Origin of the sequence: Streptomyces sp. NL15-2K, from assembly GCF_030551255.1 — a bacterium.
Classification (GTDB): Bacteria; Actinomycetota; Actinomycetes; order Streptomycetales; family Streptomycetaceae; genus Streptomyces.
In genome coordinates, this window is sequence record NZ_CP130630.1 from 5636053 (window position 1) to 5662931 (window position 26879).

At 70.7% G+C, this 26879-nt stretch carries 25 protein-coding genes and 2 tRNA genes; 8 read left to right on the forward strand and 19 right to left on the reverse strand.

Features of this window, described 5'->3' with window-relative positions:
- Positions 1 to 10: 10 nt before the first annotated feature.
- From Q4V64_RS25255 to Q4V64_RS25275, 5 genes are all read right to left on the reverse strand, one after another.
- A complete protein-coding gene (locus tag Q4V64_RS25255; RefSeq protein WP_124440840.1) occupies positions 11 to 1618 on the reverse strand; it encodes a HAMP domain-containing sensor histidine kinase in 1608 nt (535 codons plus the stop codon).
- Positions 1615 to 2355 (reverse strand): response regulator transcription factor, encoded by a 741-nt coding sequence (locus tag Q4V64_RS25260; RefSeq protein WP_172629246.1) that lies wholly within the window; start codon positions 2353 to 2355, stop codon positions 1615 to 1617. The genes Q4V64_RS25255 and Q4V64_RS25260 overlap by 4 nt, the downstream gene beginning before the upstream one ends.
- A gap of 111 nt (positions 2356 to 2466) precedes the next feature.
- Positions 2467 to 3093: a hypothetical protein gene (locus Q4V64_RS25265; protein WP_124440838.1), complete on the reverse strand. Its 627-nt coding sequence runs from the start codon at positions 3091 to 3093 to the stop codon at positions 2467 to 2469.
- Positions 3094 to 3214: 121 nt separating this feature from the next.
- Entirely contained in the window at positions 3215 to 4099 is an 885-nt protein-coding gene (locus Q4V64_RS25270) for a DUF2797 domain-containing protein (RefSeq protein ID WP_124440837.1), read from the reverse strand.
- Between the two features lie 87 nt (positions 4100 to 4186).
- Positions 4187 to 4567 (reverse strand): HGxxPAAW family protein, encoded by a 381-nt coding sequence (locus tag Q4V64_RS25275; RefSeq protein ID WP_124440836.1) that lies wholly within the window; start codon positions 4565 to 4567, stop codon positions 4187 to 4189.
- Positions 4568 to 4654: 87 nt separating this feature from the next.
- On the opposite strand from Q4V64_RS25275, the gene Q4V64_RS25280 reads away from it, so the two are divergent.
- From Q4V64_RS25280 to Q4V64_RS25290, 3 genes are all read left to right on the forward strand, one after another.
- Complete coding sequence (locus Q4V64_RS25280) at positions 4655 to 5152, forward strand: MarR family transcriptional regulator (protein ID WP_124440835.1); 498 nt, start codon at positions 4655 to 4657, stop codon at positions 5150 to 5152.
- A 274-nt stretch (positions 5153 to 5426) separates the two neighbouring features.
- Positions 5427 to 5933, forward strand: a complete 507-nt coding sequence (locus tag Q4V64_RS25285; protein WP_124440834.1) for a hypothetical protein — start codon at positions 5427 to 5429, stop codon at positions 5931 to 5933.
- 77 nt (positions 5934 to 6010) lie between these two features.
- Entirely contained in the window at positions 6011 to 6712 is a 702-nt protein-coding gene (locus Q4V64_RS25290) for a hypothetical protein (protein WP_124440833.1), read from the forward strand.
- 76 nt (positions 6713 to 6788) lie between these two features.
- Here the strand turns inward: Q4V64_RS25290 and Q4V64_RS25295 are convergent, their stop codons facing one another.
- The 5 genes from Q4V64_RS25295 to Q4V64_RS25315 form a co-directional block, all read right to left on the reverse strand.
- Complete coding sequence (locus tag Q4V64_RS25295; RefSeq protein ID WP_172629245.1) at positions 6789 to 7619, reverse strand: nucleotidyltransferase domain-containing protein; 831 nt, start codon at positions 7617 to 7619, stop codon at positions 6789 to 6791.
- 148 nt (positions 7620 to 7767) lie between these two features.
- Positions 7768 to 8286 carry an NUDIX domain-containing protein gene (locus Q4V64_RS25300; RefSeq protein WP_124440888.1) on the reverse strand — a complete coding sequence of 173 codons (519 nt, stop codon included), beginning with the start codon at positions 8284 to 8286 and terminating at the stop codon, positions 7768 to 7770.
- A gap of 187 nt (positions 8287 to 8473) precedes the next feature.
- Positions 8474 to 9988, reverse strand: coding sequence for a glycerol kinase GlpK (gene glpK, locus Q4V64_RS25305; protein WP_124440831.1), 1515 nt, complete (start codon positions 9986 to 9988; stop codon positions 8474 to 8476).
- An 11-nt stretch (positions 9989 to 9999) separates the two neighbouring features.
- Positions 10000 to 10836, reverse strand: a complete 837-nt coding sequence (locus Q4V64_RS25310; protein ID WP_124440830.1) for an MIP/aquaporin family protein — start codon at positions 10834 to 10836, stop codon at positions 10000 to 10002.
- A gap of 66 nt (positions 10837 to 10902) precedes the next feature.
- Complete coding sequence (locus tag Q4V64_RS25315; RefSeq protein ID WP_124440829.1) at positions 10903 to 11094, reverse strand: hypothetical protein; 192 nt, start codon at positions 11092 to 11094, stop codon at positions 10903 to 10905.
- A 155-nt stretch (positions 11095 to 11249) separates the two neighbouring features.
- Between Q4V64_RS25315 and Q4V64_RS25320 the strand changes: the two genes are divergently transcribed.
- Complete coding sequence (locus Q4V64_RS25320) at positions 11250 to 12389, forward strand: glutathione-independent formaldehyde dehydrogenase (RefSeq protein ID WP_124440828.1); 1140 nt, start codon at positions 11250 to 11252, stop codon at positions 12387 to 12389.
- A gap of 40 nt (positions 12390 to 12429) precedes the next feature.
- Here the strand turns inward: Q4V64_RS25320 and Q4V64_RS25325 are convergent.
- Both Q4V64_RS25325 and Q4V64_RS25330 read right to left on the reverse strand, forming a co-directional pair.
- Positions 12430 to 12502, reverse strand: a tRNA-Arg gene (locus Q4V64_RS25325).
- A gap of 197 nt (positions 12503 to 12699) precedes the next feature.
- A tRNA-Ser gene (locus Q4V64_RS25330) sits at positions 12700 to 12790 on the reverse strand.
- A gap of 178 nt (positions 12791 to 12968) precedes the next feature.
- On the opposite strand from Q4V64_RS25330, the gene Q4V64_RS25335 reads away from it, so the two are divergent.
- A complete protein-coding gene (locus tag Q4V64_RS25335) occupies positions 12969 to 13457 on the forward strand; it encodes an SSI family serine proteinase inhibitor (protein WP_172629244.1) in 489 nt (162 codons plus the stop codon).
- A gap of 327 nt (positions 13458 to 13784) precedes the next feature.
- Entirely contained in the window at positions 13785 to 18518 is a 4734-nt protein-coding gene (locus tag Q4V64_RS25340) for a PAS domain-containing protein (protein ID WP_124440827.1), read from the forward strand.
- 62 nt (positions 18519 to 18580) lie between these two features.
- On the opposite strand, the gene Q4V64_RS25345 is transcribed toward Q4V64_RS25340, so the two are convergent.
- A complete protein-coding gene (locus tag Q4V64_RS25345) occupies positions 18581 to 20230 on the reverse strand; it encodes a long-chain fatty acid--CoA ligase (RefSeq protein ID WP_348540841.1) in 1650 nt (549 codons plus the stop codon).
- Positions 20231 to 20382: 152 nt separating this feature from the next.
- On the opposite strand from Q4V64_RS25345, the gene Q4V64_RS25350 reads away from it, so the two are divergent.
- Positions 20383 to 20673: a hypothetical protein gene (locus tag Q4V64_RS25350; RefSeq protein WP_303711626.1), complete on the forward strand. Its 291-nt coding sequence runs from the start codon at positions 20383 to 20385 to the stop codon at positions 20671 to 20673.
- Here the strand turns inward: Q4V64_RS25350 and Q4V64_RS25355 are convergent.
- The 6 genes from Q4V64_RS25355 to Q4V64_RS25380 all read right to left on the reverse strand — a co-directional run bounded on the left by Q4V64_RS25355 (position 20666) and on the right by Q4V64_RS25380 (position 25575).
- Complete coding sequence (locus Q4V64_RS25355) at positions 20666 to 21289, reverse strand: superoxide dismutase family protein (RefSeq protein ID WP_124440824.1); 624 nt, start codon at positions 21287 to 21289, stop codon at positions 20666 to 20668. The two genes, Q4V64_RS25350 and Q4V64_RS25355, sit on opposite strands and share 8 nt — an antisense overlap.
- A 274-nt stretch (positions 21290 to 21563) precedes the next feature.
- Positions 21564 to 22121 (reverse strand): SigE family RNA polymerase sigma factor, encoded by a 558-nt coding sequence (locus tag Q4V64_RS25360; protein WP_124440823.1) that lies wholly within the window; start codon positions 22119 to 22121, stop codon positions 21564 to 21566.
- Between the two features lie 147 nt (positions 22122 to 22268).
- The gene (locus tag Q4V64_RS25365) at positions 22269 to 23435 is read right to left on the reverse strand and encodes a lipid-transfer protein (protein ID WP_124440822.1); all 1167 of its coding nucleotides are present in this window, start codon (positions 23433 to 23435) and stop codon (positions 22269 to 22271) included.
- Positions 23432 to 23827 (reverse strand): MaoC family dehydratase, encoded by a 396-nt coding sequence (locus Q4V64_RS25370; protein ID WP_172629243.1) that lies wholly within the window; start codon positions 23825 to 23827, stop codon positions 23432 to 23434. Before Q4V64_RS25370 ends, Q4V64_RS25365 begins: the two co-directional genes overlap by 4 nt.
- Positions 23828 to 23907: 80 nt before the next feature.
- A complete protein-coding gene (locus Q4V64_RS25375; RefSeq protein ID WP_253267030.1) occupies positions 23908 to 24867 on the reverse strand; it encodes a bifunctional MaoC family dehydratase N-terminal/OB-fold nucleic acid binding domain-containing protein in 960 nt (319 codons plus the stop codon).
- Positions 24868 to 25248: 381 nt separating this feature from the next.
- On the reverse strand, positions 25249 to 25575 hold the full coding sequence (locus Q4V64_RS25380; protein WP_124440820.1) for a hypothetical protein: 327 nt from the start codon (positions 25573 to 25575) through the stop codon (positions 25249 to 25251).
- Positions 25576 to 25933: 358 nt separating this feature from the next.
- Between Q4V64_RS25380 and Q4V64_RS25385 the strand changes: the two genes are divergently transcribed.
- The gene (locus Q4V64_RS25385; RefSeq protein WP_124440819.1) at positions 25934 to 26800 is read left to right on the forward strand and encodes a bifunctional DNA primase/polymerase; all 867 of its coding nucleotides are present in this window, start codon (positions 25934 to 25936) and stop codon (positions 26798 to 26800) included.
- The last annotated feature ends 79 nt before the right edge of the window (positions 26801 to 26879 follow it).

Below are 26879 nucleotides of genomic sequence, written 5' to 3' on the forward strand. Positions count from 1 at the left end.
CCGACTCAACTCAAGCGCCCTGTTGCACCCATATGGTGGCGCTGTGCTGTGCCTGTGAGTGCGATTGCCAGTTCGTTTCGGGCGCCGGACGGGGTGACGTGGGGCTCAGCGCGGGCAGGTGCACGGTGAAGACGGTGCGCCCCGGAACGCTGTCGACGGTCACCGCGCCGTCGTGCGCGGTCGCGACCGCCTGCACGATCGCGAGGCCCAGACCGGTGGAACCGGAGGCACGGGAGCGCGAGGAGTCGCCCCGCGCGAACCGTTCGAAGACGCGCGGCAGCAGCTCGGCCGGGATGCCCTGGCCGTCGTCCTCGACGTCCACGCACAGCCACGGCCCGCGCCGCTCGACGCGCGCGGTGACGGTCGTTCCGGGCGGTGTGTGCGTACGGGCGTTGGCCAGCAGGTTGACCAGCACCTGTTGCAGGCGTGCGGCGTCCGCCGACACCAGGGCCGGCTCGTCGGGCAGGTCGAGGCGCCAGGTGTGGTCGGGTCCGGCCGCGCGCGCGTCGCTGATGGTGTCCACGACGAGCGGTACGAGGTCGGTCTGCTCGAACCGCAGCGGCCGCCCGGCGTCCAGGCGCGCGAGCAGCAGCAGGTCCTCGACGAGGAGGGTCATCCGCCCGGCCTCGGACTCGATCCGGCCGAGCGCGTGCCGGGTGTCGGGCCCGACCTGCTCTCTGCCGCGCCTGGTCAGCTCGGCGTATCCGCGGATGGAGGCCAGGGGAGTACGCAGCTCATGGCTGGCGTCGGCGACGAACTGCCGTACCCGCGTCTCGCTCTGCTGGCGTGCGTGCAGGGCGCCGTGGACGTGGTCCAGCATCCGGTTGAGCGCGGCGCCGACCTGGCCGACCTCGGTGTGCGGGTCGGTCTCGGACTCGGGGACGCGCTCGCTGAGGATGACCTCGCCGGTGTGCAGGGGCAGTTCGGAGACGCGGGTGGCGGTGGAGGCGACCTTGCGCAGGGGGCGGGTGGCGACGCCGACGAGGACCGAGCTCGCGATACCGCCGGCGATGAGACCGGCGCCGGTGACGCACACCTCGACGAGGATGAGGGTGTTGATGGTGCCGGTGACCGACTCGGTGGGCAGGGCGACGTAGTAGTCGCCCCCGGGTCCGGAGACGTACGTCACGCGGTAGTCACCGAGACCGGGGAGGGTCACGGTGTGCGTGCCGGTGGTGGGTACGTCGGCGAGCGCGTTCTTCACGGAGTCGCTGAGGCCGGTGGCCTGCATGTCGTTGAGGTAGCCGCCGCTGTCGTCGGACTGCTGCTCGGCGATGACCGCCCTGGTGACCGTGGAGTCGGCGTTGACCTCGGCGGCGACGGTGTCGACCTGCGTGGGACCCCTGGTGACGAAGCCCTCGAGCCGGTCCACCTCCGTCGGCGAGCGGTTGTCCCCGCCCCCGGGCTTGAAGGGCGCCGACAGCCGCTTACCGGCATCGTCGACCTGCCCGTCCAACTGCTCGTACAGATGCGACCGCAGTGCCAGCGTCGTCACCGTGCCGATCACCGCGCACACCACGGCGATCAGCACCACGGACGCGACGACGAGCCGCGTCCGCAGGGTGCGCGGCCGGCCCGCTCGCCTCTTGCGCGGACGCGGCCGTCGCCGTCCGCTCATGACACCGCGGGCTTGATCAGGTAACCGGCGCCGCGGCGGGTGTGGATCATCGGCTCGCGCCCCGCGTCAATCTTCCTGCGCAGGTACGAGATGTAGAGCTCGACCACATTGGCCTGCCCGCCGAAGTCGTAGGACCACACACGGTCGAGGATCTGCGCCTTGCTGAGCACGCGCCGCGGATTGCGCATGAGGAAGCGCAGCAGCTCGAACTCGGTGGCGGTGAGGTGGATGTTGTCCCCACCGCGCGACACCTCGTGGCTGTCCTCGTCGAGCATGAGGTCGCCGACGACGAGGACGGATTCGGAGCGGCGGTCGGCGGCACCTGAGCGGCGGATGAGCCCGCGCAGCCGGGCGACGACCTCCTCCAGGCTGAACGGCTTGGTGACGTAGTCGTCGCCACCGGCGGTGAGCCCGGCGATACGGTCCTCGACGGCGTCCTTGGCCGTCAGGAACAGCACCGGCACCTGGGGCAGGTCGCGCCGCAGCCGTCCCAGCACGGACAGCCCGTCCATGTCGGGCAGCATCATGTCCAGGACGACGGCGTCGGGCCGGAACTCACGCGCGGTCTGGACGGCGCCCTGTCCGTCACCCGCGCTCCGGATCTGCCATCCCTCATAGCGCAGGGCCATGGACAGCAGTTCGGTGATCGACAACTCGTCGTCCACCACAAGCACTCGGACGGGGCTCCCGTCCGGCCTCAGCAGTTCGGTGCGCCCCTGGGGCGAGGTCGTGGTCATGCTGGACACGTTGTCGGGGCCCCCTGAGAACGCCCTTTCGTCTCTCTGTGATTTTCCTGAGAAACGCACAGGGGGCTCTCAGGAAGCCCCTGGGACAATTCTGGGTTCTTCTTACCTTTCGCCGTCGGCGGCGGGCGCGAAGTGCACCGGGATGTACTGGTCGTACAGCCGCTCGTCGGTGGCCGTGAAGTCCGCGCGGGTGACGATCGCGCACTCCACGGTCACGTCACAGACGACCCCGTCCTCGATCTCGGGCCGGAGGTTCTCCAGCGTCGTGTCGAACTTGCCGCCCTCCTTGTAGGGGAAGGTGATCCCGGGCGTGCCCGTGCCGGTGTCGGTGATCCAGCGCGACGAGCCGTCCTTGGTCTCCCGGCCGGGCAGACAGGGACCGGGCAGGGACTTGTACGTCTTGGGGTCGCCGACGCGGACACCCTCGGGTATCGCGCAGAACGCGAGGAAGATGCCCTGCGCGCGGTTGTATCCGGCGCCCTTGACCTTGATCGTGCCGCCGGAGGCCGGCAGGAAGGACTTGTCGGCGGCCAGTCGCAGGTCGAACGTCTGGCCGTCGGCCGTGGTGACCGTGCGGTGCGCGTAGCCGCCGAACTGCGGGTGATCGCCGAACGACGGCGCGGCACTCGCGGTACCGGCCGGCAGGAGTACCGAGGCGAGCCCTGCGGCGGCGGCGACGGCGAGCGCGGGGCGCAGTCGCTTTCCGACGCGGGATGTGGGGGGTTTCATGAGGCGGAGGCCGTCCTCTCGGTGGTGCGTTCCCTGTGAACGCCCTTGATCGTCATGCCTAGAACACGACTGATCAGTAGGCAACTCCGGCCGCGTTCCTTCACATTCCTCCCACCCGCGCTCAGAACAGACCGTCCTGCACGGTCATCGTCTTCCTGAACTTCCGCACCGGAACGGTCACTTCACCGCCCCCGGCGTCACCCCCGGCGGGAACCAGCTCCCACCCGGTCATCAACCGCGTGTCCAGCACCACCACCCCGGCCCCCGTCTCCAGATGCAGATCCGGCCCCGCTGCCGCCACCAACCGACCACTCACCGCGCCACCGGCGACGAGCTCGCTCACCGCCCCTACGGCGTCCGGCAGCTCCCCGAGCCCGAACACCCGGACGTGGTCGACCGGTTGGAAGGGCGCGGGCACGAGCGACTCCGGCCGGCCCCCGAGCGCCACCGCCCGCGCGTGCGCCTCCGCGATCTCAGCCGCCCGCTCCGCCTCCGACGCCGGCAAGGCGCTCCGCACGGCGCGCTTCTCGCCGTACGGAATCCGGTCGGGCACGCCGAGGGCCGCGCGCAGGAGCTCCTCGGTGCGCCGCGCCGCCATCAGCGGGCCGGTGCCCAGCCAGCTGAAACAGACGGCGCCCTGCTCAAGCAGCCGCGCGACGCCCCGCTCTTCGGCGGTGATCCCGACCTTGACCATCCCGGGTCCGAACCAAGCCAGGTAGACGCGGTACGGCCGGGGGTCGTCGGCGATCGTGTCGGCCGCCACGGAGTGCGCCCGGTCCAGCCGCGCGCACTCCTCGCACCGCGCCCCCGTGCTCCGCCCCGGCACCGCCGCCCGCACCGGGCACGCATGCCCCCGCGCTCCCACGCATGTCCGTACGCCCCCTTCCGCGACCCCGAAGGCCACCTGCTTCCCCCAGGTCAGCGCACTGCGCCGACCCCCGTCCCACGCCAGCACGGGACCGTCCGCCGCCCACCGCAGCCCCGAGCACTTCCATGCCTGTGCCATCGCTCTTGAGAGTAGGGGGCGGCACTGACAATGGCGGGTTCGCGCAGGTCAGGGCTGGTTTACGTGGTCAGGGCTGGTTTACGTGGTTCAGCTCCGAGGCGTGGCGGCGGCGGGCGCCGACTCGGCGGCCGCCGCGGGAACCACTTCAGCCTCAGCGGCCGTACGCCGCACCCCCCGCCCCGCCAGCCGGCACCCGACACACCCGGGATGCCCCGCGCGGGCTCCCGTGTCCCGCACCCGCATCCCCCACTGGTCCCTGGGCCGGATCCCCGGCGGCTTGCCCCAGCCGGTGAGGTGCAGGGTCCAGGTGACGAGGACGCTCACCGCCACGATCCCGAGTCCGCCGACCATCAGCGGGGCCGACACCATGCACACCCCCAGCCCCAGCACCGCGGTCCCGACGGTCGCGACGCCGAACCCGGTCCATCCCGCGACCGTGTGCCCCTCGTCATACTGATGTGCGCTCACGTGCCCGCCTTCCTCTCGTACGGGTATCTCACGACCTAAGAAATTTAGCGCATAAAACTCTCACGCACTAAGGGAATCGGAATCCGGATGCAAGCCAAGCCGCGCCCCGCCGCCACTCCGGCCCAGGCGCTGTCCGCGATGGACTCCCTGGTCGCGGCCCACCTGCTCGGTCAGCAGGAGATGGCCCAGCGACTGGGCCTGACCGTCACCGACCTCCTCTGCTTCGCCTGCGTCCTGAAGGCCGGCGAGGACCTGCTCACGGCCGGCGACCTCGCCGAGCACGCGCACGTCACCACGGGCGCGGTGACGGGCATCCTCAACCGGCTGGAACGCGGCGGCTACGTCACCCGCGTCCCCGACCCCGCGGACCGCCGCCGCGTCCGCGTGGCCGCCGTACCGGCCGCGGTCGCCCGCGTTCACGCCCTCTACGAGCCGTACTACGCGCGCCTGAACGCCGTCTTCGCCGACTACTCCCCCGACGAGATCGCCGTCCTCGCCGACTGGTTCACCCGCACGACCACCCTCGCGCACGGCTACATCGAGGAACTCCGCGCCAAGGACGCGAAGGACACCGAGGGCAGCTGACCGCCCCGGCCTCGGCGCGAGCCCGGCTCCACCCCACCCGGCATGGTGGAGCCCGCCCTACCACCGGTTCGGTAGGTCACCCCATCGTTCCCGGCGGCGGGCGACGGCATCGTTGACCCCAGCCGATCCCGACGGATCCCGAGTGACACGACTGACACCTGTTGACACCGACTGATCCCGGATGAAGCCCCACTGAAGCTCCGTTGAAGCCCCTCAGGGTTCAACTGTCCTCAGTCGGTCCAGAGGTTCGCGCCCCGTCCGGAAGGAAAACGCCATGGAGTCGTCACTCCCGTCCACGCCGCAGTCGGCTCCGGGTCCCCTCTCCTCCTTCGTCCGCTTCGTGGTCTGCGGCGGCGGTGTCGGCGTCCTCTCCAGCGCCGCCGTACCGCTCGTGGCGACGGCGATGCCCTGGCCGGTGGCGAACGCGCTGATCACGGTCCTCTCCACCCTCCTGTGCACCGAACTGCACGCCCTCTTCACCTTCGGCACCGGCAGCCGTCCCGGCTGGCGCCGGCACCTGCAGTCCGCCGGTTCGGCGACGGCCGCGTACCTGGTGACGTGCGCCGCGATGTTCCTCCTGCACGCGGTGCAGTCGTCGCCCGGCCTGCTCCGGGAGCAGGCGGTCTACCTCACCGCGTCCGGCCTGGCCGGCATAGGCCGCTTCCTGGTCCTGCGTCTGTTCGTCTTCGCGGGCGGCCGCAGCACCAGGACCTCTGCGCCGAAGCGGGCGACGAGCGACTGGAAAACTCCGTTTGTGAGGGCTGAGGCGTTTGCCGGATGAGGGGTCAATGGCGGGCTAGCGTGCCCATGTCACTGTTCATGTGAGAGTGCACCATGTGCACGAGGGGGTTTCTACACATGCGGAAGACCTGGACCGTACGGAGATCACGCAGAGCACTGACCCGACTGACCGTCGCACTGCTCGCCGCAACGGGCCTCGCCCTGTCCGGCTCGGGCACCGCCCAGGCCACCGTCATCACCGAGATCCCGGCACCCGCCGCCGACGGCGTCTCGGCGACGGTCAAGTTCCACGGCACCGTCGTCCCGAAGCACTACAACCCGGACCCGAACGCCCACTTCGGGGACCGCAAGTGCCAGAACACCTACCACGACTACCTGCCGACGCCGGGCTGCGGCGGCTTCCAAGTGGGCGTCGAACTGCACAACGTCCGCACCCAGCCGGGCTACATCGCCGGGCTGCGCAGCACCGACGACTACTTCGACGCGTACGCCGACACCGCGCGCACCTTCGGCTGCCTCCGGCCCGACGGCAGCTTCGACCACGGCACCGCCTTCGTCGTCCGCACCGAGCAGCAGCCCCTGCAGTACGTGTACTACACCACGCAGACATCCTGGGTCCTCTACCAGCAGGCCCAGTACCCCAACTACGACACGGGCCCCTCCTTCTACATGAACTTCCCCGCCGTCGAGGTGAACTGCCCCGAGGGCATGACCCCGACCCAGTACGGCCTGAAGGTCACCAACCTCAAGGTCACCGTCGAGGACGACAACGTCTTCGACCACACGACGTGGAGCACTCCGGGGCCGTTCTACGGCTAGGACGGGCCCTTCCATAAGGAATTACAGACGAATTACGAAGGAATGCGGCGCCCGCATCTCGCGGGCGCCGTTCTGCTCAGCCATTCGTCACCAGCAGGTCACTGATCCGCTCGTGCAGCGAGCCCGGCACGCGAATGCCCCACCGCTCGGCGGCCTCGGCGCTCAGCTCCCGGCTCCAGCGCCAACTGCTGCGCGCCGCCGCCCGTAGCTCCTGGGGCAGGGCGGCGGAGGTGGTCGCGGTGTACCGCGCCCGATCGGCGGCGGGCAGATCCTGTTCCATCGCCCGGCTGGGGGTCAGCCAGTGGGCGGTGCTCCCGCGCAGCAGGCGGCAGAGCTGCAGTTGCAGGGGCCCGATGACGCTGTGCAGCACGGCGTGGCCACGGGCCACTTCGCCGCGGGCCAGGACGTGGGCGAGCATGAGGGTCCAGTTGGCCAGCTCGTGGGTGAGCTGCTGCGCGGTGGTGGCGGGCTCCGGCGGCCGGAACGCGGCCAGGTGCCGGGCGGCCCGGGTCAGTCGTCCGGTGCGGTCCAGCAGGACGGCGCTCTCGGGCCGGGGCAGGTGCACCGCCCCTTCCCAGGCGGGCACTTCGTCGATGCCGGGCCCGGCCGCGGTGATGTGGAACTCTCCCCGCATGAGGTCGTCGAAGACGACGGCGAGGATGCCGTGCATGTTGGTGTACGCCAGCTCGAGCGGCGCCAGTTGAGCCAGGAACGCGGGCCCGTCGAAGTCGTCGACGTGCTCGTCCTGGACGTAGAGATACGCCTCGATGTCGGAGTGGGCGTCGGCCTCGCCGAGCGTCCAGGAACCGTAGAGCAGGACGCCTTCGAGACGGGGCTCGGACTGGGCGAGTTCCCGCAGCCGGGCGATGCGGTCGTCCAGCGCGGGGCAGGCGGAACGAGATGACATGGCGGAACGCGAGGACATGATGATGGCTGACTCCTGAGTGAGCGTGCGGACTTGCGCCCACGCACGCGCCAACGCCCGGCGTCGGCCGGGCGGGGGAAGGTGGACCGTGTCGTGCCGGTCTGCTCAGGAAACGCCCATGGACGGGATTCTACGGAACCTGTCTCTGCGTCAGCAACGGAGTAGGCCGCGCCAGGTAACGCCGCAGTGCTTCAACACCATCGGGGACGAACGTCCACCGTCGAAGCGCATCCCGCAACTCGCTCTCAGTGACCCAGCCGTGCCAGGCGATCGCCGCCGGGTCAGGAGCGATCACCTCGGTGACGACGGCTTCGTGCACCCCGAGCCAGTACGGACTGATCGCGCCTCGGCACAGGAACTTGAAGACGAACCGCACCGGCGCCTCGACCCCCAGCTCCTCGGCGAGCTCGCGGGCTGCCGCCTCCTCGTACGACTCCCCGACTTCCGTCGCCCCACCGATCAGCCAGTCGTACTGACCCGGGAACCGGGACAAGTTCTCCGCTCTCCTGTGCACCAGGACACGGCCCTGCGGATCACGGCAAACCGTCGTCGCAATCCGGTGCAGCCAGTGGTTCTCGATGGCTTCGCTCCGCTCCACCGCCCCAAGCACCCGGTCCTGCTCGTCCACTCGCTCGACCGGTTCGCTCACACCGCCGGCTCGCGGTTGTCCGCTCTCGCGCACGCGCCCCCCTCAAGGCATCCCATTAACCACTTTCCCACCATCCCTCAAACCACTGAACGGCCGGGTCTCTCCCCCTACCTCACTCAGGCCGCGACGCAAGGGGCCCCGGATCTCTCCGGGGCCCCTGGCCCGTACGCACGCCATTCGGCCTCGCCTATTCCACCTCGACCCAGTCGAAGCTGCGTTCCACGGCCTTCTTCCAGCCCGCGTACCCCTTCTCCCGCTGCTCGTCGCTCCACTGCGGCTCCCACCGCTTGGACTCGTGCCAGTGCAGGCGGAGCTCGTCGGTGCTCTCCCAGAAGCCGGTGGCGAGCCCCGCCGCGTAGGCGGCGCCGAGCGCGGTGGTCTCGGCGACGACCGGGCGACTGACCGGTACGCCGAGGATGTCGGCCTGGGTCTGCATGCACAGCTCGTTGGCGGTGACGCCGCCGTCGACCCGCAGCACGTCGAGTGCCACCCCGGAGTCCTGCTCCATCGCCTCGGCCACGTCGCGGCTCTGGTAGCAGATGGCCTCCAGGGTCGCCCTGGCGAGGTGTGCGTTGGTGTGGAACCTGGCGAGACCGACGATCGCGCCCCGGGCGTCGGAGCGCCAGTAGGGCGCGAACAGGCCGGAGAACGCCGGTACGAAGTAGATACCGCCGCTGTCCTCCACCTGCCGGGCCAGTGTCTCGACCTCGGCGGAGGAGGAGATGATGTGCATCTGGTCGCGCAGCCACTGCACGGCGGACCCGGTGACCGCCATGGACCCCTCCAGCGCGTACACCGCCGGGGCGTCCCCGAACTGGTACGCCAGCGTGGTCAGCAGACCCTTGCTGGACCGGACGATCTCCGTGCCCGTGTTGAGGACCAGGAAGTTGCCGGTGCCGTAGGTGTTCTTCGCCTCGCCCGGGCGGAAGCAGACCTGGCCGACGGTGGCCGCCTGCTGGTCCCCGAGGACGCCGGTGATGGGTACGGCGGTGCGCAGCGGACGGGTGGTGCGGGTGGTTCCGAACGCCTCCGGGTGCGAGGACGGGTTGATGGCCGGGAGCATGGCGCGCGGGATTCGGAAGATGTCGAGCAGCTCGTCGTCCCAGTCGAGGGTCTCCAGGTTCATCAGCATGGTGCGGCTGGCGTTGGTGACGTCCGTGGCGTGGATGCCGCCGTTCGGACCGCCGGTGAGGTTCCACAGCACCCAGGCGTCCGTGTTCCCGAACACGGCCCGGCCGTCCTCGGCGGCTTCCCGGACCCCGTCGACGTTCTCGAGGATCCACTTGATCTTTCCGCCGGAGAAGTACGTCGCCGGCGGCAGCCCCGTCTTGCGCCGGATGAGGTCGCCGTGCTCCCGCTCCAGCGCCGCGGCGATCGAGTCGGTGCGGGTGTCCTGCCAGACGATGGCGTTGTAGTACGGCTGACCGGTACTGGGATCCCAGATGACCGTGGTCTCCCGCTGGTTGGTGATCCCGATGGCATTCAGGTCGGCGGCGGACAGGTCGCCCTGGCGGATGGCGTTCTGCATCGTGGAGTTCGTACGTTCCCAGATCTCCACGGGGTCGTGCTCGACCCAGCCGGAGCGCGGGAAGAGCTGCTCGTGTTCGAGCTGATGACGTGCGACCTCGTTGCCGTCGTGGTCGAAGATCATGAAGCGGGTGCTGGTGGTGCCTTGGTCCACCGCGCCGACGAATTCAGGCATGGTCGTCCCTCTCACTGGTCCGGCGCGGGCACCCGGCCGGGCTCCTGCTTCGCCTCGGGAGACGGCAGGAAGGGGGTGATCAACAGGCGGTAGAGCAGCGCACCGAGCGGGCCGCCGACCAATGGGCCGACGATCGGCACCCAGAAGTAGAGGTCGCCGTTCTGATCTCGCCAGGCGCCTCCGTAGCCCGTGAGGAACGCGGCCAGCCTGGGCCCGAGGTCACGGGCCGGGTTGATCGCGTAACCGGCGTTGGTTCCCCAGGCCATGCCGATGGCGACGACGATCAGGCCGATGATGAACGGGGCCATGTTCGCGCCCGGTGGCGTGTTCAGCAGGTCGGTGACCGCGAAGACCAGCAGCACCAGCAGGGCCGTGCCGATGATCTGGTCGCGGAAGGCTCCGAGCTGGCTGATCGGGAGCCCGCCGTTGCCCGGCAGGGTGGAGAAGACGATCTCCGTCTTGTCGGTGTGCCCGGGGTCGGCCCTGGCCAGCACCTCGGTGTAGTTCCAGCGCACGATCAGGGCGGCGACGAAGGCGCCCGCCGTCTGGGCCAGCGCGTACGGCAGGACCTTGCTCCACGGGAAGCCCTTGAAGGCCGCGAGCGCGAGGGTGACCGCGGGGTTGATGTGGGCGCCGCTGACTCGCGCAGCCACGTAGACGCCGAGGACGACGCCGAGGCCCCAGGCCCACGCGATGCTGTCGTGGTCGCCCAGGCCACCGTCGGTCAGCGCGCCACCGGCGACGACCTGCGCGACGACACCGCAGCCGAACAGAATGAGGATCATGGTGCCGGCGAACTCGGCAGAGAGTTCACCGACGAGACGTGCCTTAGATGTAGGTTCCGGCATGTTCCGATCGTCGGCGGCGGCGACGCGAGCGGCATCCGCAGGCGGTCCGACCGGGTGAGCCGGCGCTCAGGCGTCGGGGGCGGCGTCCTCGCTACGGCCCTCGGAGAACTCCCACCAGGCAAGGGGAAGCCAGTCTCCGTCGACGAAACCGTCGACCGCCGACCCCCGACCGCTGATCGACACGGTGGTGCCGGGCGGATAGGTGGTGCCGGACAGTCCGGACACGGGGACGAGCAGGGTCCCGAGGCGTCGTATCACTGTTCGCGCTCTCCCACTTCCACAGAGATAAATCCACAGAGATAAATATGTGATGACAGTAGCCAACTTGTCCGATTGCACACAACGGACGGACCATGAGATAGGGCACAAAAAAACGAGGGCACGACAGCACTACCGCATGGAGGTGCGTAGGCATGAAGGCCGTCGTCTACAAGGGACCGTTCGAAGTCGCGGTCGAGCAAGTGGAGAAGCCCGGACTCCAGCACCCGAACGACGTGATCGTCCGAGTGACGTCCACCGCGATCTGCGGCTCCGATCTGCACATGTACGAGGGCCGCACCGCGGCCGAGCCGGGCATCGTCTTCGGCCACGAGAACCTCGGCATCATCGAGGAAGCCGGCGACGGAGTGTCGTCGCTCAAGCGCGGCGACCGGGTGGTCATGCCCTTCAACGTCGCCTGCGGGTTCTGCAAGAACTGCACGGCCGGCTTCACGGGCTTCTGCGTGACCGTGAACCCCGGGTTCGCGGGCGGCGCGTACGGCTACGTCGCGATGGGACCGTTCACCGGAGGCCAGGCCGAGTACGTACGGGTGCCGTACGCCGACTTCAACTGCCTGAAGCTCCCCGAGGGTGATGCCAACGAGAGCGACTTCGTCCTGCTCGCCGACATCTTCCCGACGGGCTACCACGGCAACGAGCTGGCCGACGTCCGTCCCGGCGAGAGCGTCGCGGTGTACGGCGGCGGGCCGGTCGGCCTGATGGCCGCCTACTCCGCCCTGCTGCGCGGCGCCAGGAAGGTGTTCGTCGTCGACCGGGTGGCCGAGCGGCTGCAGAAGGCCGAGGAGATCGGCGCGACCCCGGTCAACTTCTCCGACGGCAATCCCGTGGAGCAGATCAAGGACCAGACGGAAGGAGAAGGCACCGACAAGGGCATCGACGCGGTGGGCTACCAGGCCCAGGCCCGCGGCGAGGACCGCGAGGAACCGGCGACCGTCCTGAACTCGCTCGTCGAGACGGTACGCCCGACCGGAGCGCTCGGCATTCCGGGCCTGTACGTCCCCTCCGACCCCGGAGGCCCGGACGAGCAGGCCAAAAAGGGCATGCTGCTGGTCGCCATCGGCAGGCTCTTCGAGAAGGGCCTGCGCCTGGGTACCGGCCAGTGCAACGTGAAGCGCTACAACCGGCAACTGCGCGACATGATCATCGAGGGCCGCGCGCGACCCAGCTTCGTCGTCTCGCACGAGATGTCGCTCGACGAGGCACCGTCGGCGTACGAGAAGTTCGACAAGCGCGTCGAGGGTTACACCAAGGTCGTCCTGCACCCGAACCGGTGACGCGAAAGGCCCCGGATCTCTCCGGGGCCTCTCATCGGTGCGCACTCGGCAGGATTCGAACCTGCAACCTTCTGATCCGTAGTCAGATGCTCTATCCGTTAAGCTACGAGTGCTTGTATTTTCCCGCCGGTCCCGGTCCTTCTGGCCCGCTCGCGGCGACAGGAAGAACATTACATGACTGCCGCCGTCATGTGAAATCCGTTTGCCGTAGCCCTTGTGGCCTGCGGAAACGCCCCTGTGGGCGGGTGTGGGGACAGGGCTGTGAACGACGAAGCCCCGGCCAGTTGGACCGGGGCTTCGTGATCGAGCGCGGAGGCGGAGGGATTTGAACCCTCGATGGGCTTTAAGGCCCAAACCGCATTAGCAGTGCGGCGCCATAGACCGGACTAGGCGACGCCTCCAGCACAGCCGCCCGCGCGAGCGCGAGTGGTGCGTGCAGATGATGACACAGTCGAGCGGGGTGTCACCAATCGCCTCCCACGGTACTAGGCAGGCGGGTCGCAGAGCAAAGCACTTCACCGGCCCGGGCGCCGGTCGGGCGGCGCGCAACGTCGGCGGGACACAGGCGTTAGTCAGGGCATGTCGCAGGTCTTCCGGCTCGGCCGGTTCGCAGGATTCACTCAGTTGATCGTCGCCGTCGGCTCCGTCGTGTCCGTGTCCGCCACGCCCGCCGCCGCCTCCTCTCTCGCCGCGTCCCCGCCCGTCCGGGGCGAGGACCGGGCGGCCGGCGATCACCTCACGGTCACCGTGCGGAACGCGGGCGGGGGTGCCGACGGGACGTACGAGGTGGACTGTCACCCCAGTGGGGGGAGTCATCCCGACGTGAGCGCGGCGTGTGGGGCCGTCGACCGGAACACGCGCTGGGGGAAGGACGCCTTCGCCCCCGTGCCGCGGGACAGCTTCTGCACCATGCAGTACGGCGGGCCGGCCACCGCGCATGTCACGGGGACGTGGGCCGGGCGGCCCGTCGACGCGAGGTTCGACCGCAGCAACGGCTGTGAGATCGGGCGCTGGGATCGGTTCGTGCCGCTGCTGCCCGACCTCAGGGCTCCGGCTCAGGCCCGGTAGGCGGCCTTGCGGGTTCCCAGGGCGCGCCGCCCCACCGTCACGGCTGTTTCATGGCGGATGCCCCGACTCCGCAAGGGTCCGCGCGAAAGTGCCGTAAAGGTCCCGCGAACGTCTCGCGGAGCCGAAGGGGACGGCTGAGCAGGAACCCTTGCATGTGGTCGCATGTCCGGTCACACGTTCTGCTTCACTTCCTCGTGCGACCTCCCTCTCATCCGGCGTCGCGAGCGCAACCACTGCCCTTAGACTCCCTCGCGTGACACGTCGCGGGCAGGTTGGCAAGATGGCCCGAGCGGTCGGCAAGGTGCGGTAACAGGGAGGAAGCGTCTCGTGAGCAGCAGGCCATCCCGAGGCGCTGCTCGCCTCGCAGCCATACTGGACGCGCTTCCCGATGCGTTGGTGCTGGTCAACGCCAATGGGACCGTCGTCAACGCCAACACCATCGCCCTTGAGGCCTTCGAGGCGCCGGGGACCGCACTGGTGGGGCGGGGGCTTCTCGATCTGCTGCCGCACTTCGACTCCAGGCTCATCCCCGGGTCCATGCGGCGTCCCGACCACATGGACCCGCGCGGGCGGACCAAGCCGACCCGGATGGTCGCCCGGCGGACCGACGGGAGCGAGTTCCCGGTCGAGGTCACCAGCGCGAATCTGGAGAACGGCCAGCAGGCCTACGACGGCTACGGCTACGGCGGCGACGAGCTGCTGATGCTCGTCGTACGGGACTTGACCGGGACCGTCGACACCGAGGCCGAGCTGGCCCGGTCGCAGCGGCAGACCGAGATGATCCTGCGGGCCGCGTCGGAAGGTGTCGTAGGGACCGACACCGAGGGGCGGATCGTGCTCGTCAATCCGGCCGCCGCTCAGATACTGGGTTATCGGGCCAGCGACCTCGGCGGGCGTGAGCTGCACGACCTCGTCCTCCACTCGCGTTCCGACGGGACTCCCTTCCCCTACGAGGAGTCGGCGCTCGCCGACACCCTGCGTTCCGGGCGCAAGCACCGGGTGCGGGGGCAGGTGCTGTGGTCGAAGAAGGGCGACAAGGTCCCGGTCGACCTGACGACCGCGCCCGTCCGCGACGGCGACCAGCTCGTCGGCGCCGTGATGACCTTCACCGACCGGCGGCCGTACGACGCGCTCGCCGAGGAGAAGACCGCCGCCGAGCAGCGGCACGAGGAGGAGCTGGAGCGGCTCTCCGAGGACCACGCCTCCGAGCTCACCGCGCTGCGCCAGAAGCACGTGACCGAACTGGAGGAGCTCCAGGAGCGGCACGAGGAGGAACTCGCCGCGGGCGACGAGCGGTACGCAGCCCTGGGCGAGCGGGAGAAGGACCGCTACGAGGCCCTCGCCGGGCGACACGAGCAACTGCTCACCCTGCTCGGGCGGTCGCTGCGCGGACCCCTCGACGAGCTGCGCCGCGAGCTGGCCGCGCTGGCCGCCGACGACGCGGGGCAGCTGTGGCCCGAGGCCAACCAGGTGCTGCACCATCTGTCGGCCGGCTATTCGCGGATCACCACCCTCATCGACAACGTCCTCGGATATCAGCGGCTCGACACCGGGGCCGACGACATCACTCGTACGAAAGTCATGCTCGACGCCGTCGTGGCGGCGGGCGTCGACGGGGCCGTGGACCTCATCGGGCCCGGGCGCGTGCAGTTCGCCGTGCACGCGCCGCCCATCGAGGCCGAGGTCGACTCCCGGCTCCTCGCCACCGCGCTCGCGCACCTCGTCGCGGACGTCGCCGGCGTCGACGCGACCGGCAACTCGCCCGTCTCGGCGGGCGGTTACATGGACAACACCGTCGTCGTGGCGGCGGCGCAGCGCGGCGAGGTCGTACGCATCGAGGTGCGCGGGCCGTACGCCGGCGGCGACCCGGTGCACGAGCCGATCGTGCGCGGAATCGTGCGCGCCCATGGCGGAGTGCTGCAGACGCACGAGGTGCCGGGGATGAGCGGCAGTGCGTACGTCCTCGAAGTGCCGATCGGTGGCGGGGCGGGGGCCGTCGCGGCTCCGGGCCCGGCCGCTCTGGAGGCCGCTCCCCAACAGGCCGCCCCGCCCGAGCAGGCCACCTCCGGCGGTGGGCGGCGGCGGGCCCGGCGGGCCTCCACCGACGCCTTCCTGGAGAGCGAGACGGCGGGCGCCGAGGGAGTGGAGCCGGAGGCAGCGGAGGCCGCCGCGCCCACCGGGCGGCGCAGGCGACGGGCGGCGGGCGCCCAGGAGGCCGCGCCGGTTCCGGCACAGGCGACGGGCGACGCCGCGGAGGTCTCCGGGGGTACCGGGCGGCGCCGTGGGCGGCCCGCCGAGGGTGCCGCCGGTGCCGTCGCTGCCGGCGAGGACGCCGCCGAGGGTGTGGTCGACGGTGTCTCCGAGGGTGCCGTCGTGATGGCCGGCGAGCATGGCGCCGGAACCGCGGCCGCGGGAAGCGGTCTGGGCGGGACCGTGCCGCCGCAGGGCGTGCCCGCGCCCGGCACCGGCGGACGTCGCGCCCGGCGAGACTCCGGCGAACAGCACGCGTTGCCGCCGGCGCTGCCCGCGGCTTCCGCCGAATCGGCCCAGGGTGCCCAGGGCGCCGGCCCCGCCGACAATCCGCAGCAGCCGACCGGTCGGCGGCGGCGTGCCCTGGCCGCCGCGTCGGAGCGCGCCGCCGCGCAGGAGGCGGCGCCCCGTACGGTGTTCGCCCTGCCGCCTGCCGAGGCGGACCGGTCGTCCGGCGACGGTGCGGAAGGGATCGCGGAGGGGCAGGGGCCGGGACAGGGACGGGAACAGGGACAGGGACAGGGACCTGTGGCTGCGGCCGCGGGGCAGGTGCACGTGCCTGGTCAGGTGGTTCCCGGTCAGGGGGTTCCCGGTCAGGGGGTTCCCGGTCAGGGGGTTCCCGGTCAGGTGGTTCCCGGTCAGGGTGCTCCCCGAGACGGACTCGTCGACGACGGTCGGCACGACGCCGTGCCGCACAGCCAGGCCGACGACCACACTCCGCCGCAGCCGCATCCGTCGAGCGCGCCGACGGGGCGCCGTCGGCGGGCGGTGGGGCAGCGCGCGGAGGCCGAGGCCGGCGGGGCGCCTGTGCAGGGGGCTCCGGCTCAAGGGGCTGCAGTGCCGCAAGGGGCTCCGGCTCAAGGGGCTGCTGGTCAAGGGGCTCCGGTTCAGGCGAGCGTGCCTCAGGCTCGTGTCGCTGCGGCCGCGGCTGCGGCTGCGGCTCAGGGGGCCGTGCCCGGCCAAGGTGGTGTCGTCCAGCAGGGCCATGCCTCGGATCAGTCCGTTCCGCCCGGGCAGCCGGTTCCGGCGCAGGTCACTCAGACGGCCCCGGGCCAGGGCGTCGTCGCCGTGCCGGACCCGGCTGGGGAGAACGGCTCGGCGCAGAACGCACCGGCACAGAACGCGCCCGGCCAGATCGGCCTGCCCGCCCAGGCCGTGCCGACCCACCCTCTGCCCCACCAGCGTCACCAGAACCCCCAGGGCATGCCCGCACCCACCCCCGCCCCCACCGGTGCCGGTCAGCCGCTTCCGGCCGAGGCCGCCCCCGGCCAGGGCACCCCGCCGCAGGGCACGCCCGCACCGGGCACCCCAGCCCCGCAGCCGTGGCCCGCCGCCGACGACACGCCCGGCGCCGGTACGGCCGTATCGGCGAACGGCGCCGCGGTACCCGTACCTCCGCACCAGGCCACGGCACCCGCCGCGCCGAACGACGCCGCCACCCCCGTACCGCCGAACCCCGCCACTCCACAGAACCCGCAGAACCCGCAGAACCCGCAGGTCGCCCAAGAACCGCAGCCGCCACAGGCCTCGCAGGCCCCACAGAGCCCACAGGCCCCGCAGGGCACCCCGGCCCCCGGCACCCCGCTGCCTCCCGAGGCTGCCGCCGCGCAGCCCCGGGCCGCTCAGCCGTTGCCCGCCGAGGCCGCCGCCGCGCCGGTCGATCCCAACTCCACGCAGGGGCGGGCGATCAGCGTGCGGACGCTGGGGCAAGGCGTGCCGTTCACCCGGCAGGCGGCTCAGGTGCAGCAGCCGTCCACGGCGAACGGCCCGGTCACGTCGGCCACGCCCGCCCCGCATCAGCCGGGCGGTTCCGGCCGTCGCCGCAAGCTCGGTACCCGGCCCGATGCCGCCGCCGCGCCCGCGGAGCAGGCGGCCCGTCCGCATCCGCCGGCCGAGCAGGCCCCCGCACAGCCGCAGCCCTCGCTGGCCGGGCAGTCCCGGCTGGCGCAGGCGACCGAGGGGAGCGGGCGGTCGTACGCCATAGGCGCGCCGGACGAGAACGCCGCCGAGGGGCCCGAGCCGCTGGACGGGCCGGGCGGGGCCGTCGAGGTGTCGGACACCCCGCGGCCGCAGCCGATGGACGACGAGCTGCCGCCGGAGCCGCTGGACAACCCGCGTCGGCTGCTGGTGTGGCCCGCGCCGGATGTGACGACCCAGCAGGCGCTGAGCGACCGTGGCTACCGGCCGGTCATCGTGCACTCGCGCGAGGAGGTCGACGCGCAGATCGCGGCCTTCCCCGCCGCGCTGTTCGTCGACCCGCTGACCGGGCCGATCACGCGCACCGCGCTGCAGTCGCTGCGGCAGGCGGCGGTGGCGGCCGAGGTGCCGGTGATGGTGACGGCCGGGCTCGGACAGGCCTCGCGCGAGGCGGCGTACGGCGCCGATCCCGCCGTACTGCTGAAGGCGCTCGCCCCGCGCGACAGCGAGCAGCACCCGCCGCGTGTGCTGCTCATCGAGGAGCACGCCGAGATCGCGCTGGCGCTGACCGCGACGCTGGAGCGGCGCGGGATGCAGGTGGCGCGAGCCGCGAGCGATGCCGACGCGGTGACGCTGGCGGGGCAGTTCCGGCCGAACCTGGTCGTGATGGATCTGATGCAGGTGCACCGGCGCCGGGCCGGGATCGTCGACTGGCTGCGCGCGAACGGCCAGCTCAACCGCACCCCGCTCGTCGTCTACACCGCCGCCGTCGACCAGGCCGACCTGCCGCGGCTGGCCTCCGGCGAGACGGTGCTGTTCCTCGCGGAGCGGTCCACCAGCAGCGAGGTGCAGTCGCGGATCGTCGACCTGCTGGCGCGGATCGGGACGAACTAGCGCCGGGGCACTGATGAAGCGTGGGGTACGCCGACTGATCTGTCCGGCGTACCCCACGTGGGTCAGAGCTGGGTGACGTCCAGCTGCCCCTCCGCGTACTTCCTGCGCAGCACCTTCTTGTCGAACTTGCCGACGCTCGTCTTCGGCACCGCCTCGATGATCGTCCAGCGCTCCGGGAGCTGCCACTTGGCGATCTTGCCGTCCTCGGCGAGGAAGGCGCGCAGTGACTCGAAGTCCGCGGTGGCGCCCTCCTTGAGGACGACGGTGGCCAGCGGGCGCTCGCCCCACCTCTCGTCGGGGACGGCGACCACGGCCGCTTCCGCGACGTCGGGGTGGGACATGAGCGCGTTCTCCAGCTCGACCGAGGAGATCCACTCGCCGCCGGACTTGATGACGTCCTTGGCGCGGTCGGTGAGGGTGAGGTAGCCGTCGGGGGAGATCGTCCCCACGTCGCCGGTCTTCAGCCAGCCGTCCTCGCTGAACTTGTCGGCGGGGCGCAGGGGGTCCGCGCCGGGGCCGTTGTAGTAGGCACCCGCGATCCAGGGGCCGCGTACCTCCAGCTCGCCGGCCGACTCGCCGTCCCAGGGGAGGCGTTCGCCGCCGGGGCCGGTGAGGCGGGCCTCGACGCTCGTCGGGAAGCGGCCCTGGGTGAGGCGGTAGGCGAACTCCTCCTCCGTGCCGACCGTATGGGCCGGCGGGCGGGCGATCGTGCCGAGCGGGGAGGTCTCCGTCATGCCCCAGGCGTGGCAGACCCGCATGCCGAGCTTGTCGAAGGCCTCCATGAGGGCGGGCGGGCAGGCCGAGCCGCCGATCGTGACCTGGGTGAGGGAGGAGACGTCACGCGGCTTGGCGGTCAGCTCGGCGAGCAGGCCCTGCCAGATGGTGGGCACGGCGGCCGCGTGGGTCGGCCTCTCCCGCTCGATCATCTCGGCGAGCGGGGCGGGCTGCAGGAAGCGGTCCGGCATCAGCATGTTGACGCCGGTCATGAAGGTGGCGTGCGGCAGGCCCCAGGCGTTGACGTGGAACTGGGGGACCACGACCAGCGAGGTGTCCTGGTCGGTCAAGCCCATCGACTGGGCCATGTTGTCCTGCATGGAGTGCAGGTAGATCGAACGGTGGCTGTACACCACGCCCTTGGGGTCGCCGGTCGTGCCGGAGGTGTAGCACATGGCGGCGGCCTGGCGTTCGTCCAGCTCCGGCCAGTCGTACGTGGTCGGCTTGCCGGCGATCAGGTCCTCGTACTCGTGTACCTGGACGGAGGCGTCGGCGTTCGCGAGCAGGGAAAGGTCGCCCGGTCCCGACACGACGACATGCTCGACCGTCTTGAGGTGCGGGAGCAGGGGGGCGAGCAGCGGGAGCAGCGAACCGTTGGCGATCACCACCTTGTCCGCGGCGTGGCCCACGATCCAGGCCAGCTGCTCGGGCGGGAGACGGAGGTTGAGCGTGTGCAGGACCGCGCCCATGGAGGGGATCGCGAAGTAGGCCTCGACGTGCTCGGCGTTGTTCCACATCAGGGTCGCCACCCGGTCGTCGCCGACGACCCCGAGATCCTCGCGCAGGGCGTGCGCCAGCTGGGCGGCGCGAGCGCCGACCTCGGCGAAGGAGCGGCGGTGCGGCTCCGCCTCACCGGTCCAGGTGGTCACCTGCGATGTCCCGTGGATCGTCGACCCGTGGGTCAGGATTCTCGAGATCAGCAGTGGTACGTCCTGCATCGTGCTCAGCACCGGGGGCCTCCTCATTGAAGCGCCTACGCGAGGGTAGTGTCCCGCGATTGTGCTGGCATACCGGGCAGTATGTCACTAGACGACGGTGGATTCGGTGGATTCGTTCGTCGATGCCGTGACGTGGTCCGGACGCGGGTCGGATGTTCGGGGGCGAGCGAGCCGACCGGGGCGAGCGGGCCGAGCAGGCCGACCGGAGCGAGCAGGCCGAGCAGGCCGACCGGAGCGAGCAGGCCGAGCAGGCCGACCGGAGCGAGCAGGCCGAGCAGGCCGACCGGAGCGAGCAGGCCGAGCAGGCCGACCGGAGCGAGCAGGCCGAGCAGGCCGACCGGAGCGAGCAGGCCGAGCAGGCCGACCGGAGCGAGCAGGCCGACCGGGTGCAGCGACCCGGTCGGCCCTCGTGTGCGGCTGCCCGGACCAGGCGGGCTACATGAACGGCACGTTCACACAGGCGAGCCGCGCACCGGCCGTCCCGGCATGCCCTTCATGCGTGGAGGTGGCCATCTCGTGCAGCACCACGGAACGGGCTCCTCCCTCACGGAAGCGCCAGTCCACCGTGGCTATCGAGCGGGCCGAGCCGTCCTTGTTGGTGGTCAGGTCCAGCCACACCTCGTTGCGCGGGTTGGCGAACTCGGGGTCGACCGAGGGCTGCACGGGATCCGGCTTGTCCTGGTAGTGCGGCCCGGCGTCCGCGGGCAGCTTGCCGCAGGGCTTGGTGTGGACATGGGCGCCGTAGACGCGGTTCTCGCCGAGGTCGCGCACACGCAGCTCGATACGCGTCCCGCCGCTGCGGCGCAGCTCCTCCTTGACCTGGACCCGGGCGCCCACCGGCACCAGGTCGGTGTTGTAGGTCACCGCCTGCGCGTAGGGCGCCAGGCTCACGGGGGCGAACACCGTCCCGACGACGATCTTCGGCACCGGTCCCGTCGCTTTCTGCGGTTCGGCGGCTCCTGCGGTCGCCATCACACCGGCACCGGTCGCGACGGCGAGGACACCCGCGGCGGCCACCAGGGCGCCCTTGTTCATGACGGTGAATTTGTGCCTGGGCATGGTCGGTCTCTCCAGTACGTGCGCAGTGGGGGGTACCGGGCGGGACGGTCACGGGGAACATCGCGACAAGGCCCAAGTCCAGGTGTTTTACGAAGACTTGAGGCGCCCGGGTGTTTGGGTCTGCACAGTACAACGGGGGACAAGCCGTACCAGAACGACTACCGACGGGTATTGGGGAGACCCGGTGGAAGATTCGGCTCCGCCTTCTCCGCCTTCTCCGCCTTCTCCGCCTCAGAGAGGCTCGGCGCTCACCGTGTCCGCACGCCGCGTACGGTCAGCGAACCAGCGCCAGCTCAGCGTCCTCGCGCAGCTTCCCCAGCGCCCGGGACACCGCCGACTTCACCGTGCCCACGGACACCCCGAGCACCTCGGCCGTCTGGACCTCGCTGAGGTCCTCGTAGTACCTGAGGACGACCATCGCCCGCTGACGGGCGGGCAGTCTCATGATCGCCCGCCACATCGCATCGTGCAGCGCCTGCTGCTCCGCCGGGTCGTCCCTGCCGGGCACGGGCTCCGGCTCGGGCAGCTCGTCGCAGGCGAACTCGTCGACCCTGCGCTTGCGCCACTGCGACGTGCGCGTGTTCAGCAGTGCCCGGCGGACATAGCCGTCCAGCGCGCGGTGGTCCTCGATGCGCTCCCAGGCGACGTAGGTCTTGGCGAGCGCGGTCTGCAGCAGGTCCTCCGCGTCGCTCGGGTTCGCGGTCAGCGACCGAGCGGTACGCAGCAGCACCGGCTGGCGGGCCTTCACGTACGACGAGAACGAGGGGTACGGAAGGGTCTGCGTCGCCGGTGAGGCGGCCTTCGAAGCGCTGGTGCAGACGGGTGTGGTCATGGCTCCACGCTATGAGCGGGGGTACGTCCGGCGGATCGGCCGCAGGTCCCGAAGACGGATCCGCCTCAGGTTGTAGGGGTGGGGCTGGCTGCACCTCCTGAAGGTGGACTGAGGGACGACACCTACTGCGGGTTTCCCCCTGGGGGCTCATCCGTCGTCCGTCAGCACCAGGCCTGACGTCGGCACTCCCGTCCCCGCCGTCACCAGGACGCGCTCGGCCCCGGGTATCTGGTTCACCGCCGCGCCCCTGAGCTGCCGTACCCCCTCCGCGATGCCGTTCATACCGTGCAGATAGGCCTCCCCCAACTGTCCACCGTGCGTGTTGACGGGAAGCTCGGCCAGGCGTACGAAGTCCGCCGCCTCCCCCTTGCCGCAGAACCCGAACTCCTCCAGCTGCATCAGCACGAACGGTGTGAAGTGGTCGTACAGGATCCCCACGTCGATGTCGGCGGCCGTGAACCCGGAGGTGCGCCACAACTGCCGGGCCACCACACCCATTTCCGGCAGGCCGGTCAGGTCGTCGCGGTAGAAGCTGGTCATCTGCTCCTGCGCCCGGCCCGCACCCTGGGCGGCGGCTCTGATGACCGCGGGCGGGTGGGGCAGGTCGCGGGCCCGCTCCACGGACGTGACCACCAGCGCCTGGCCGCCGTCCGTCTCCTGACAGCAGTCCAGCAGCCGGAGCGGCTCCACGATCCAGCGCGACGCGGTGTGGTCGGCGAGGGTGATGGGCCGGCCGTGGAAGTAGGCCGCCGGGTTGGTCGCCGCGTACCCCCGGTCCATCACCGCCACGTGTCCGAAGGCCTCCGGGGTCAGGCCGTACGCGTGCAGATACCGCTGCGCCGCCATCGCCACCCAGGATGCCGGGGTGAGCAGCCCGAACGGCAGGGACCAGCCGAGCGCGACCCCCTCGGCCGACGGTTCCCGGTGCTGCACGCCCGAGCCGAATCTCCGTCCCGACCGCTCGTTGAAGGCGCGGTAGCAGACCACCACCTCGGCCACTCCTGTGGCTATCGCGAGCGCGGCCTGCTGGACGGTGGCGCAGGCCGCCCCGCCGCCGTAGTGAACGCGGGAGAAGAAGGACAGCTCGCCCATCCCGCATGCCTGGGCCACCGTGATCTCCGGGCTGGTGTCCATGGTGAACGTGACCATGCCGTCGACGTCCGCCGGCGTCAGACCCGCGTCGTCCAGTGCCGCCCGCACGGCCTCCACGGCCAGCCGCAGCTCGCTGCGGCCGGAGTCCTTGGAGAACTCCGTGGCCCCGATGCCGACGATGGCCGCCCGTCCGCCGAGGGTGTCCCGCGTGCGTACGCTCATCCCGCGCCCCCCGTCGGGAGAGTGACCGTCACCGTGCCGGTCACGTGTCTGCCGATGGCGTTGGCTCCGATCACACGGACGGTTGCGGTGTCGCCGTCGACCTCCTCGATCGTGCCCGTCAACATCATCGTGTCTCCGGGGTAGTTGGGTGCGCCCAGTCTGATGGCCACCTTGCGGAGTACGGCCCGGGGGCCGAAGTGGTCCGTGACGTACCGACCGACCAGGCCGTTCGTCGTCAGGATGTTCATGAAGATGTCGGGGGAACCCTTCTCCCGGGCCAGTTCCGCGTCGTGGTGCACGTCCTGGTAATCCCGTGAGGCGATCGCTCCGGCGACGATCAGCGTGCGGGTGACCGGGATCTCCAGCGGGGGCAGCGCGTCATCGGCCCTCAACCCGTCTGTATCGGCCCTCAACCCGTCTGTATCGGCCCTCAACCCGTCTGTATCGGCCCTCAGTCGGTCTTCGTCAGCCTTCATACGGCCGCCTCCCTTCCGGCGCGGAAGGCCGGCAGTACCAACCCGTCGTCGTGCGCCTGGAATTCGAGGGTCACCGGCAGTCCGATCCGCACCCCGTCGTACGGCACCCCGGTCACGTTGCTGATCATCCGCACGCCCTCGGCCAGCTCGATCAGGGCTACCGCGTACGGAGGGTCGAAGGCGGGGAAGGGCGGGTGGTGCATGACGACGTACGAATACACCGTGCCCTCGCCGCTCGCCTCGACCGTGTCCCACTCCGGGCCGCCGCAGGTATTGCAGCCTGGCAGCCAGGGGAAGCGCAGGGTCCCGCAGCCGGTGCAGCGTTGGATCAGCAGCCGGTGCTCCCGGACGCCCTCCCAGAAACCGGCGTTGTCCCGGTTGACGACCGGGCGGGGGCGCGGGGGTTTCTCGCGTCGGCGTGCGGGGGCGTACTTGAGGATGCGGAAACGGTGGGTGCCGGCGAGGTCCGCGCCCACCCGGACGTCCGTGCGGGTCGTGACGAAGTAGCCCGTGCCCAGTTTGGTGGTCTTCCGCTCCGACACCGACTCGATCACCGTGTCGAAGGTGATCTCGTCACCGGGCCGGAGCGGTCTCAGATACTCCTGCTCGCAGTCGGTGGCGACGACCGAGGTGCAGCCCGCCTCGTCGAGGAGGGTGAGGAGATCGTCGTATGCCTCCGTCCGGCCGGAGAAGTCGGCCTGACCGATCTGATCGGTCAGATAGGTCTGATCGGTCTGATCGGACCGGCCGACAGCGCCGCTGTGGCCCGAGAGACCGCCCATGGTCCACGCCTGGAGCATGGTGGGCGGGGCGATGGCGTCCGGGCCGGTGTACGCCTCGTTCGTGTCGCCCATCGCCTCGCACCAGTGACGGATCATGGGTTCGTTGACGGGATCCTTGCCGACGCCGGCGACGGTCGCCGGCCGTCCCTCGAACGCCTTCAGCCGCGTCCCCAGGTCATCGCTCGCACCGAGTTCCCCACTCCTCGTCCTCGGCTCGCCACTCCTCGTCCTCGGCTCGCCACTCTTCACCCCCGGCTCGTCCCTCACCGTGGCCCCCTCGTCATCCCGTGTCTTCCCGTGTCATCCCGTGCCGCATCGTCTTGACACTTCTGGTACACCGCAGCCGTCGGCCCGGTTCCCAGTGCTCCCACGAAGATTTCTGACTGTCCGTCAGATAGAGCGAGGTGTCAAGGTCGTCCACCCGCACGCGAAAACGCCTGCGCGGCGATGCCGTAGCACCGCCGCGCAGGCGCGTTGTCACCCCACAAAGCACACCTCAAGCACACCCCATGCACAGGAGTTCAGGAGACCGGTGCCGGGCACCGGCCCCTCAGATCACCACCACAGCGGGGTGAAGTTGACGGCCGTGTTGTCGTTTCCCTGATTGACGGACGTGAACGCGGAACCATTGACCTGGGCGGTATTGCTCTGGTTCGAGGCACCGGAGCCGGTCGCCTGCTGCTGCGTGGTGGACGAGTTGCCGTAGTTGTCACCACCGACGCCACTGCCGATGACGGCTGCCGCGGCGTCCGTCGCCGTCGCGCTCGATCCGTTGTCCGCGATCGCGCCACTGTCCGCCGTCGCGACGCCGGTGAACAGCGCGGCTGCCAGCGGAAGGGCGGAAACGGCGGCGATGACACGGGCGGTACGGATGCTTGCCATGTTGTTCCTCCAGAACGAAGTACGCACCGGCTGAACTGCCGGAAATACGCGAAATACGGCTGCTACCAGGGAAGTTGGCCAACCGCCCCGACCGTGGTGCACGACGTCGCGAATCCAGAGTTGCCCACCGAATCCCCGGCGAACCACCCCGGAAGCCGTGATTCGCACTGAAGTGTGATGACAAGTCGATAAACCCCTTTCATTACTCCAGTCCCAGCTCAGAGCGCATACGGGTACCTCCACCCCAAGCGGGACAAGAGGGGAAGCGTTCCGGCATATTTCCAGCCAATCCACCCCACCCGGCGAGTCGCGCCCGCTCCCTCTTCCTTTTTTCGAACATACGTACGAACATAGAGGCATGGCCACCACCGACCGGCAGGCCACGACGATGGCCCTCGCACACGCCCTGTCAGCCGCCGAACGCGGACTGGCCGTCATCCCCCTGTCCCGGACGAAGCTCCCGGCCCTGCGCTCCCCGCACCGCGACGACCCCTCCGCCCCGCCCTGCCACGGCGAGTGCGGGCGCTTCGGCCACGGGATCTACGACGCCGCCACCGACCCGGCGCGCATCCGCGAACTGTTCGCCGCGGCGCCCTGGGCGACGGGCTACGGCATCGCGTGCGGCCTCCCTCCCCACCACCTCATCGGCGTCGACCTCGACACGAAATCCGGTACGGACTCCTCGGCCGCCCTGCGCGAACTGGCCCTGCGCCACCTGTTCACGATCCCCGAAACGGTCGTCGTGCTCACCCCGAGCGGCGGCCGTCACCTCTGGCTGAGCGGCCCGCCCGACGTCGTCGTCCCCAACTCGGCCGGCCGCCTCGCCCCCGGCATCGACATCCGCGGCGCCGGCGGCTACCTCGTCGGCCCCGGCTCCCGCACGGACCACGGCGTGTACGCCACGGCTCCCGGCACCGCCCACCTGGCCCCCGCGGCCTGCCCGCCCGCGCTGCTCCGTCTCCTGCTGCCCCCGCCCCGCACACACCACCCCACGCCCCCGTCGACGGGCGGACACGGACAGGGCCTCGTCCAGTTCGTCCTCGCCGCGCACGAGGGCCAGCGCAACACCCGCCTGTTCTGGGCGGCCTGCCGTGCCTACGAGGACGGCATCGGCCCCGCCCTCGTCGACGCCCTGGTCGACGCGGCCGTGAACACCGGGCTCAGCGAGCGCGAGGCCCGCGCGACGATCGCGTCGGCGGCGCGGATGACAGTGCATCGGCCGTGAAGAGCCTGGCCGGCATCGGCCGTGAAAGACGCCGCCGGGACACCGCCGGCAGAACCAAGAGGAAGACCATGCACCGCCG

Coding starts and splice junctions, on each gene's coding strand:
- Q4V64_RS25260 (WP_172629246.1), bottom strand. CDS start 2,355: ATGACCACGACCTCGCCCCAGGGGCGCACCGAACTGCTGAGGCCGGAC.
- Q4V64_RS25270 (WP_124440837.1), bottom strand. CDS start 4,099: ATGGCACAGGCATGGAAGTGCTCGGGGCTGCGGTGGGCGGCGGACGGT.
- glpK (WP_124440831.1), bottom strand. CDS start 9,988: ATGCCTGAATTCGTCGGCGCGGTGGACCAAGGCACCACCAGCACCCGC.
- Q4V64_RS25265 (WP_124440838.1), bottom strand. CDS start 3,093: ATGAAACCCCCCACATCCCGCGTCGGAAAGCGACTGCGCCCCGCGCTC.
- Q4V64_RS25310 (WP_124440830.1), bottom strand. CDS start 10,836: ATGCCGGAACCTACATCTAAGGCACGTCTCGTCGGTGAACTCTCTGCC.
- Q4V64_RS25255 (WP_124440840.1), bottom strand. CDS start 1,618: ATGAGCGGACGGCGACGGCCGCGTCCGCGCAAGAGGCGAGCGGGCCGG.
- Q4V64_RS25280 (WP_124440835.1), top strand. CDS start 4,655: ATGCAAGCCAAGCCGCGCCCCGCCGCCACTCCGGCCCAGGCGCTGTCC.
- Q4V64_RS25360 (WP_124440823.1), bottom strand. CDS start 22,121: ATGACCACACCCGTCTGCACCAGCGCTTCGAAGGCCGCCTCACCGGCG.
- Q4V64_RS25380 (WP_124440820.1), bottom strand. CDS start 25,575: ATGGCAAGCATCCGTACCGCCCGTGTCATCGCCGCCGTTTCCGCCCTT.
- Q4V64_RS25335 (WP_172629244.1), top strand. CDS start 12,969: ATGTCGCAGGTCTTCCGGCTCGGCCGGTTCGCAGGATTCACTCAGTTG.
- Q4V64_RS25365 (WP_124440822.1), bottom strand. CDS start 23,435: ATGAGCGTACGCACGCGGGACACCCTCGGCGGACGGGCGGCCATCGTC.
- Q4V64_RS25290 (WP_124440833.1), top strand. CDS start 6,011: ATGCGGAAGACCTGGACCGTACGGAGATCACGCAGAGCACTGACCCGA.
- Q4V64_RS25295 (WP_172629245.1), bottom strand. CDS start 7,619: ATGTCATCTCGTTCCGCCTGCCCCGCGCTGGACGACCGCATCGCCCGG.
- Q4V64_RS25350 (WP_303711626.1), top strand. CDS start 20,383: ATGTTCGGGGGCGAGCGAGCCGACCGGGGCGAGCGGGCCGAGCAGGCC.
- Q4V64_RS25385 (WP_124440819.1), top strand. CDS start 25,934: ATGGCCACCACCGACCGGCAGGCCACGACGATGGCCCTCGCACACGCC.
- Q4V64_RS25285 (WP_124440834.1), top strand. CDS start 5,427: ATGGAGTCGTCACTCCCGTCCACGCCGCAGTCGGCTCCGGGTCCCCTC.
- Q4V64_RS25345 (WP_348540841.1), bottom strand. CDS start 20,230: ATGCAGGACGTACCACTGCTGATCTCGAGAATCCTGACCCACGGGTCG.
- Q4V64_RS25355 (WP_124440824.1), bottom strand. CDS start 21,289: ATGCCCAGGCACAAATTCACCGTCATGAACAAGGGCGCCCTGGTGGCC.
- Q4V64_RS25320 (WP_124440828.1), top strand. CDS start 11,250: ATGAAGGCCGTCGTCTACAAGGGACCGTTCGAAGTCGCGGTCGAGCAA.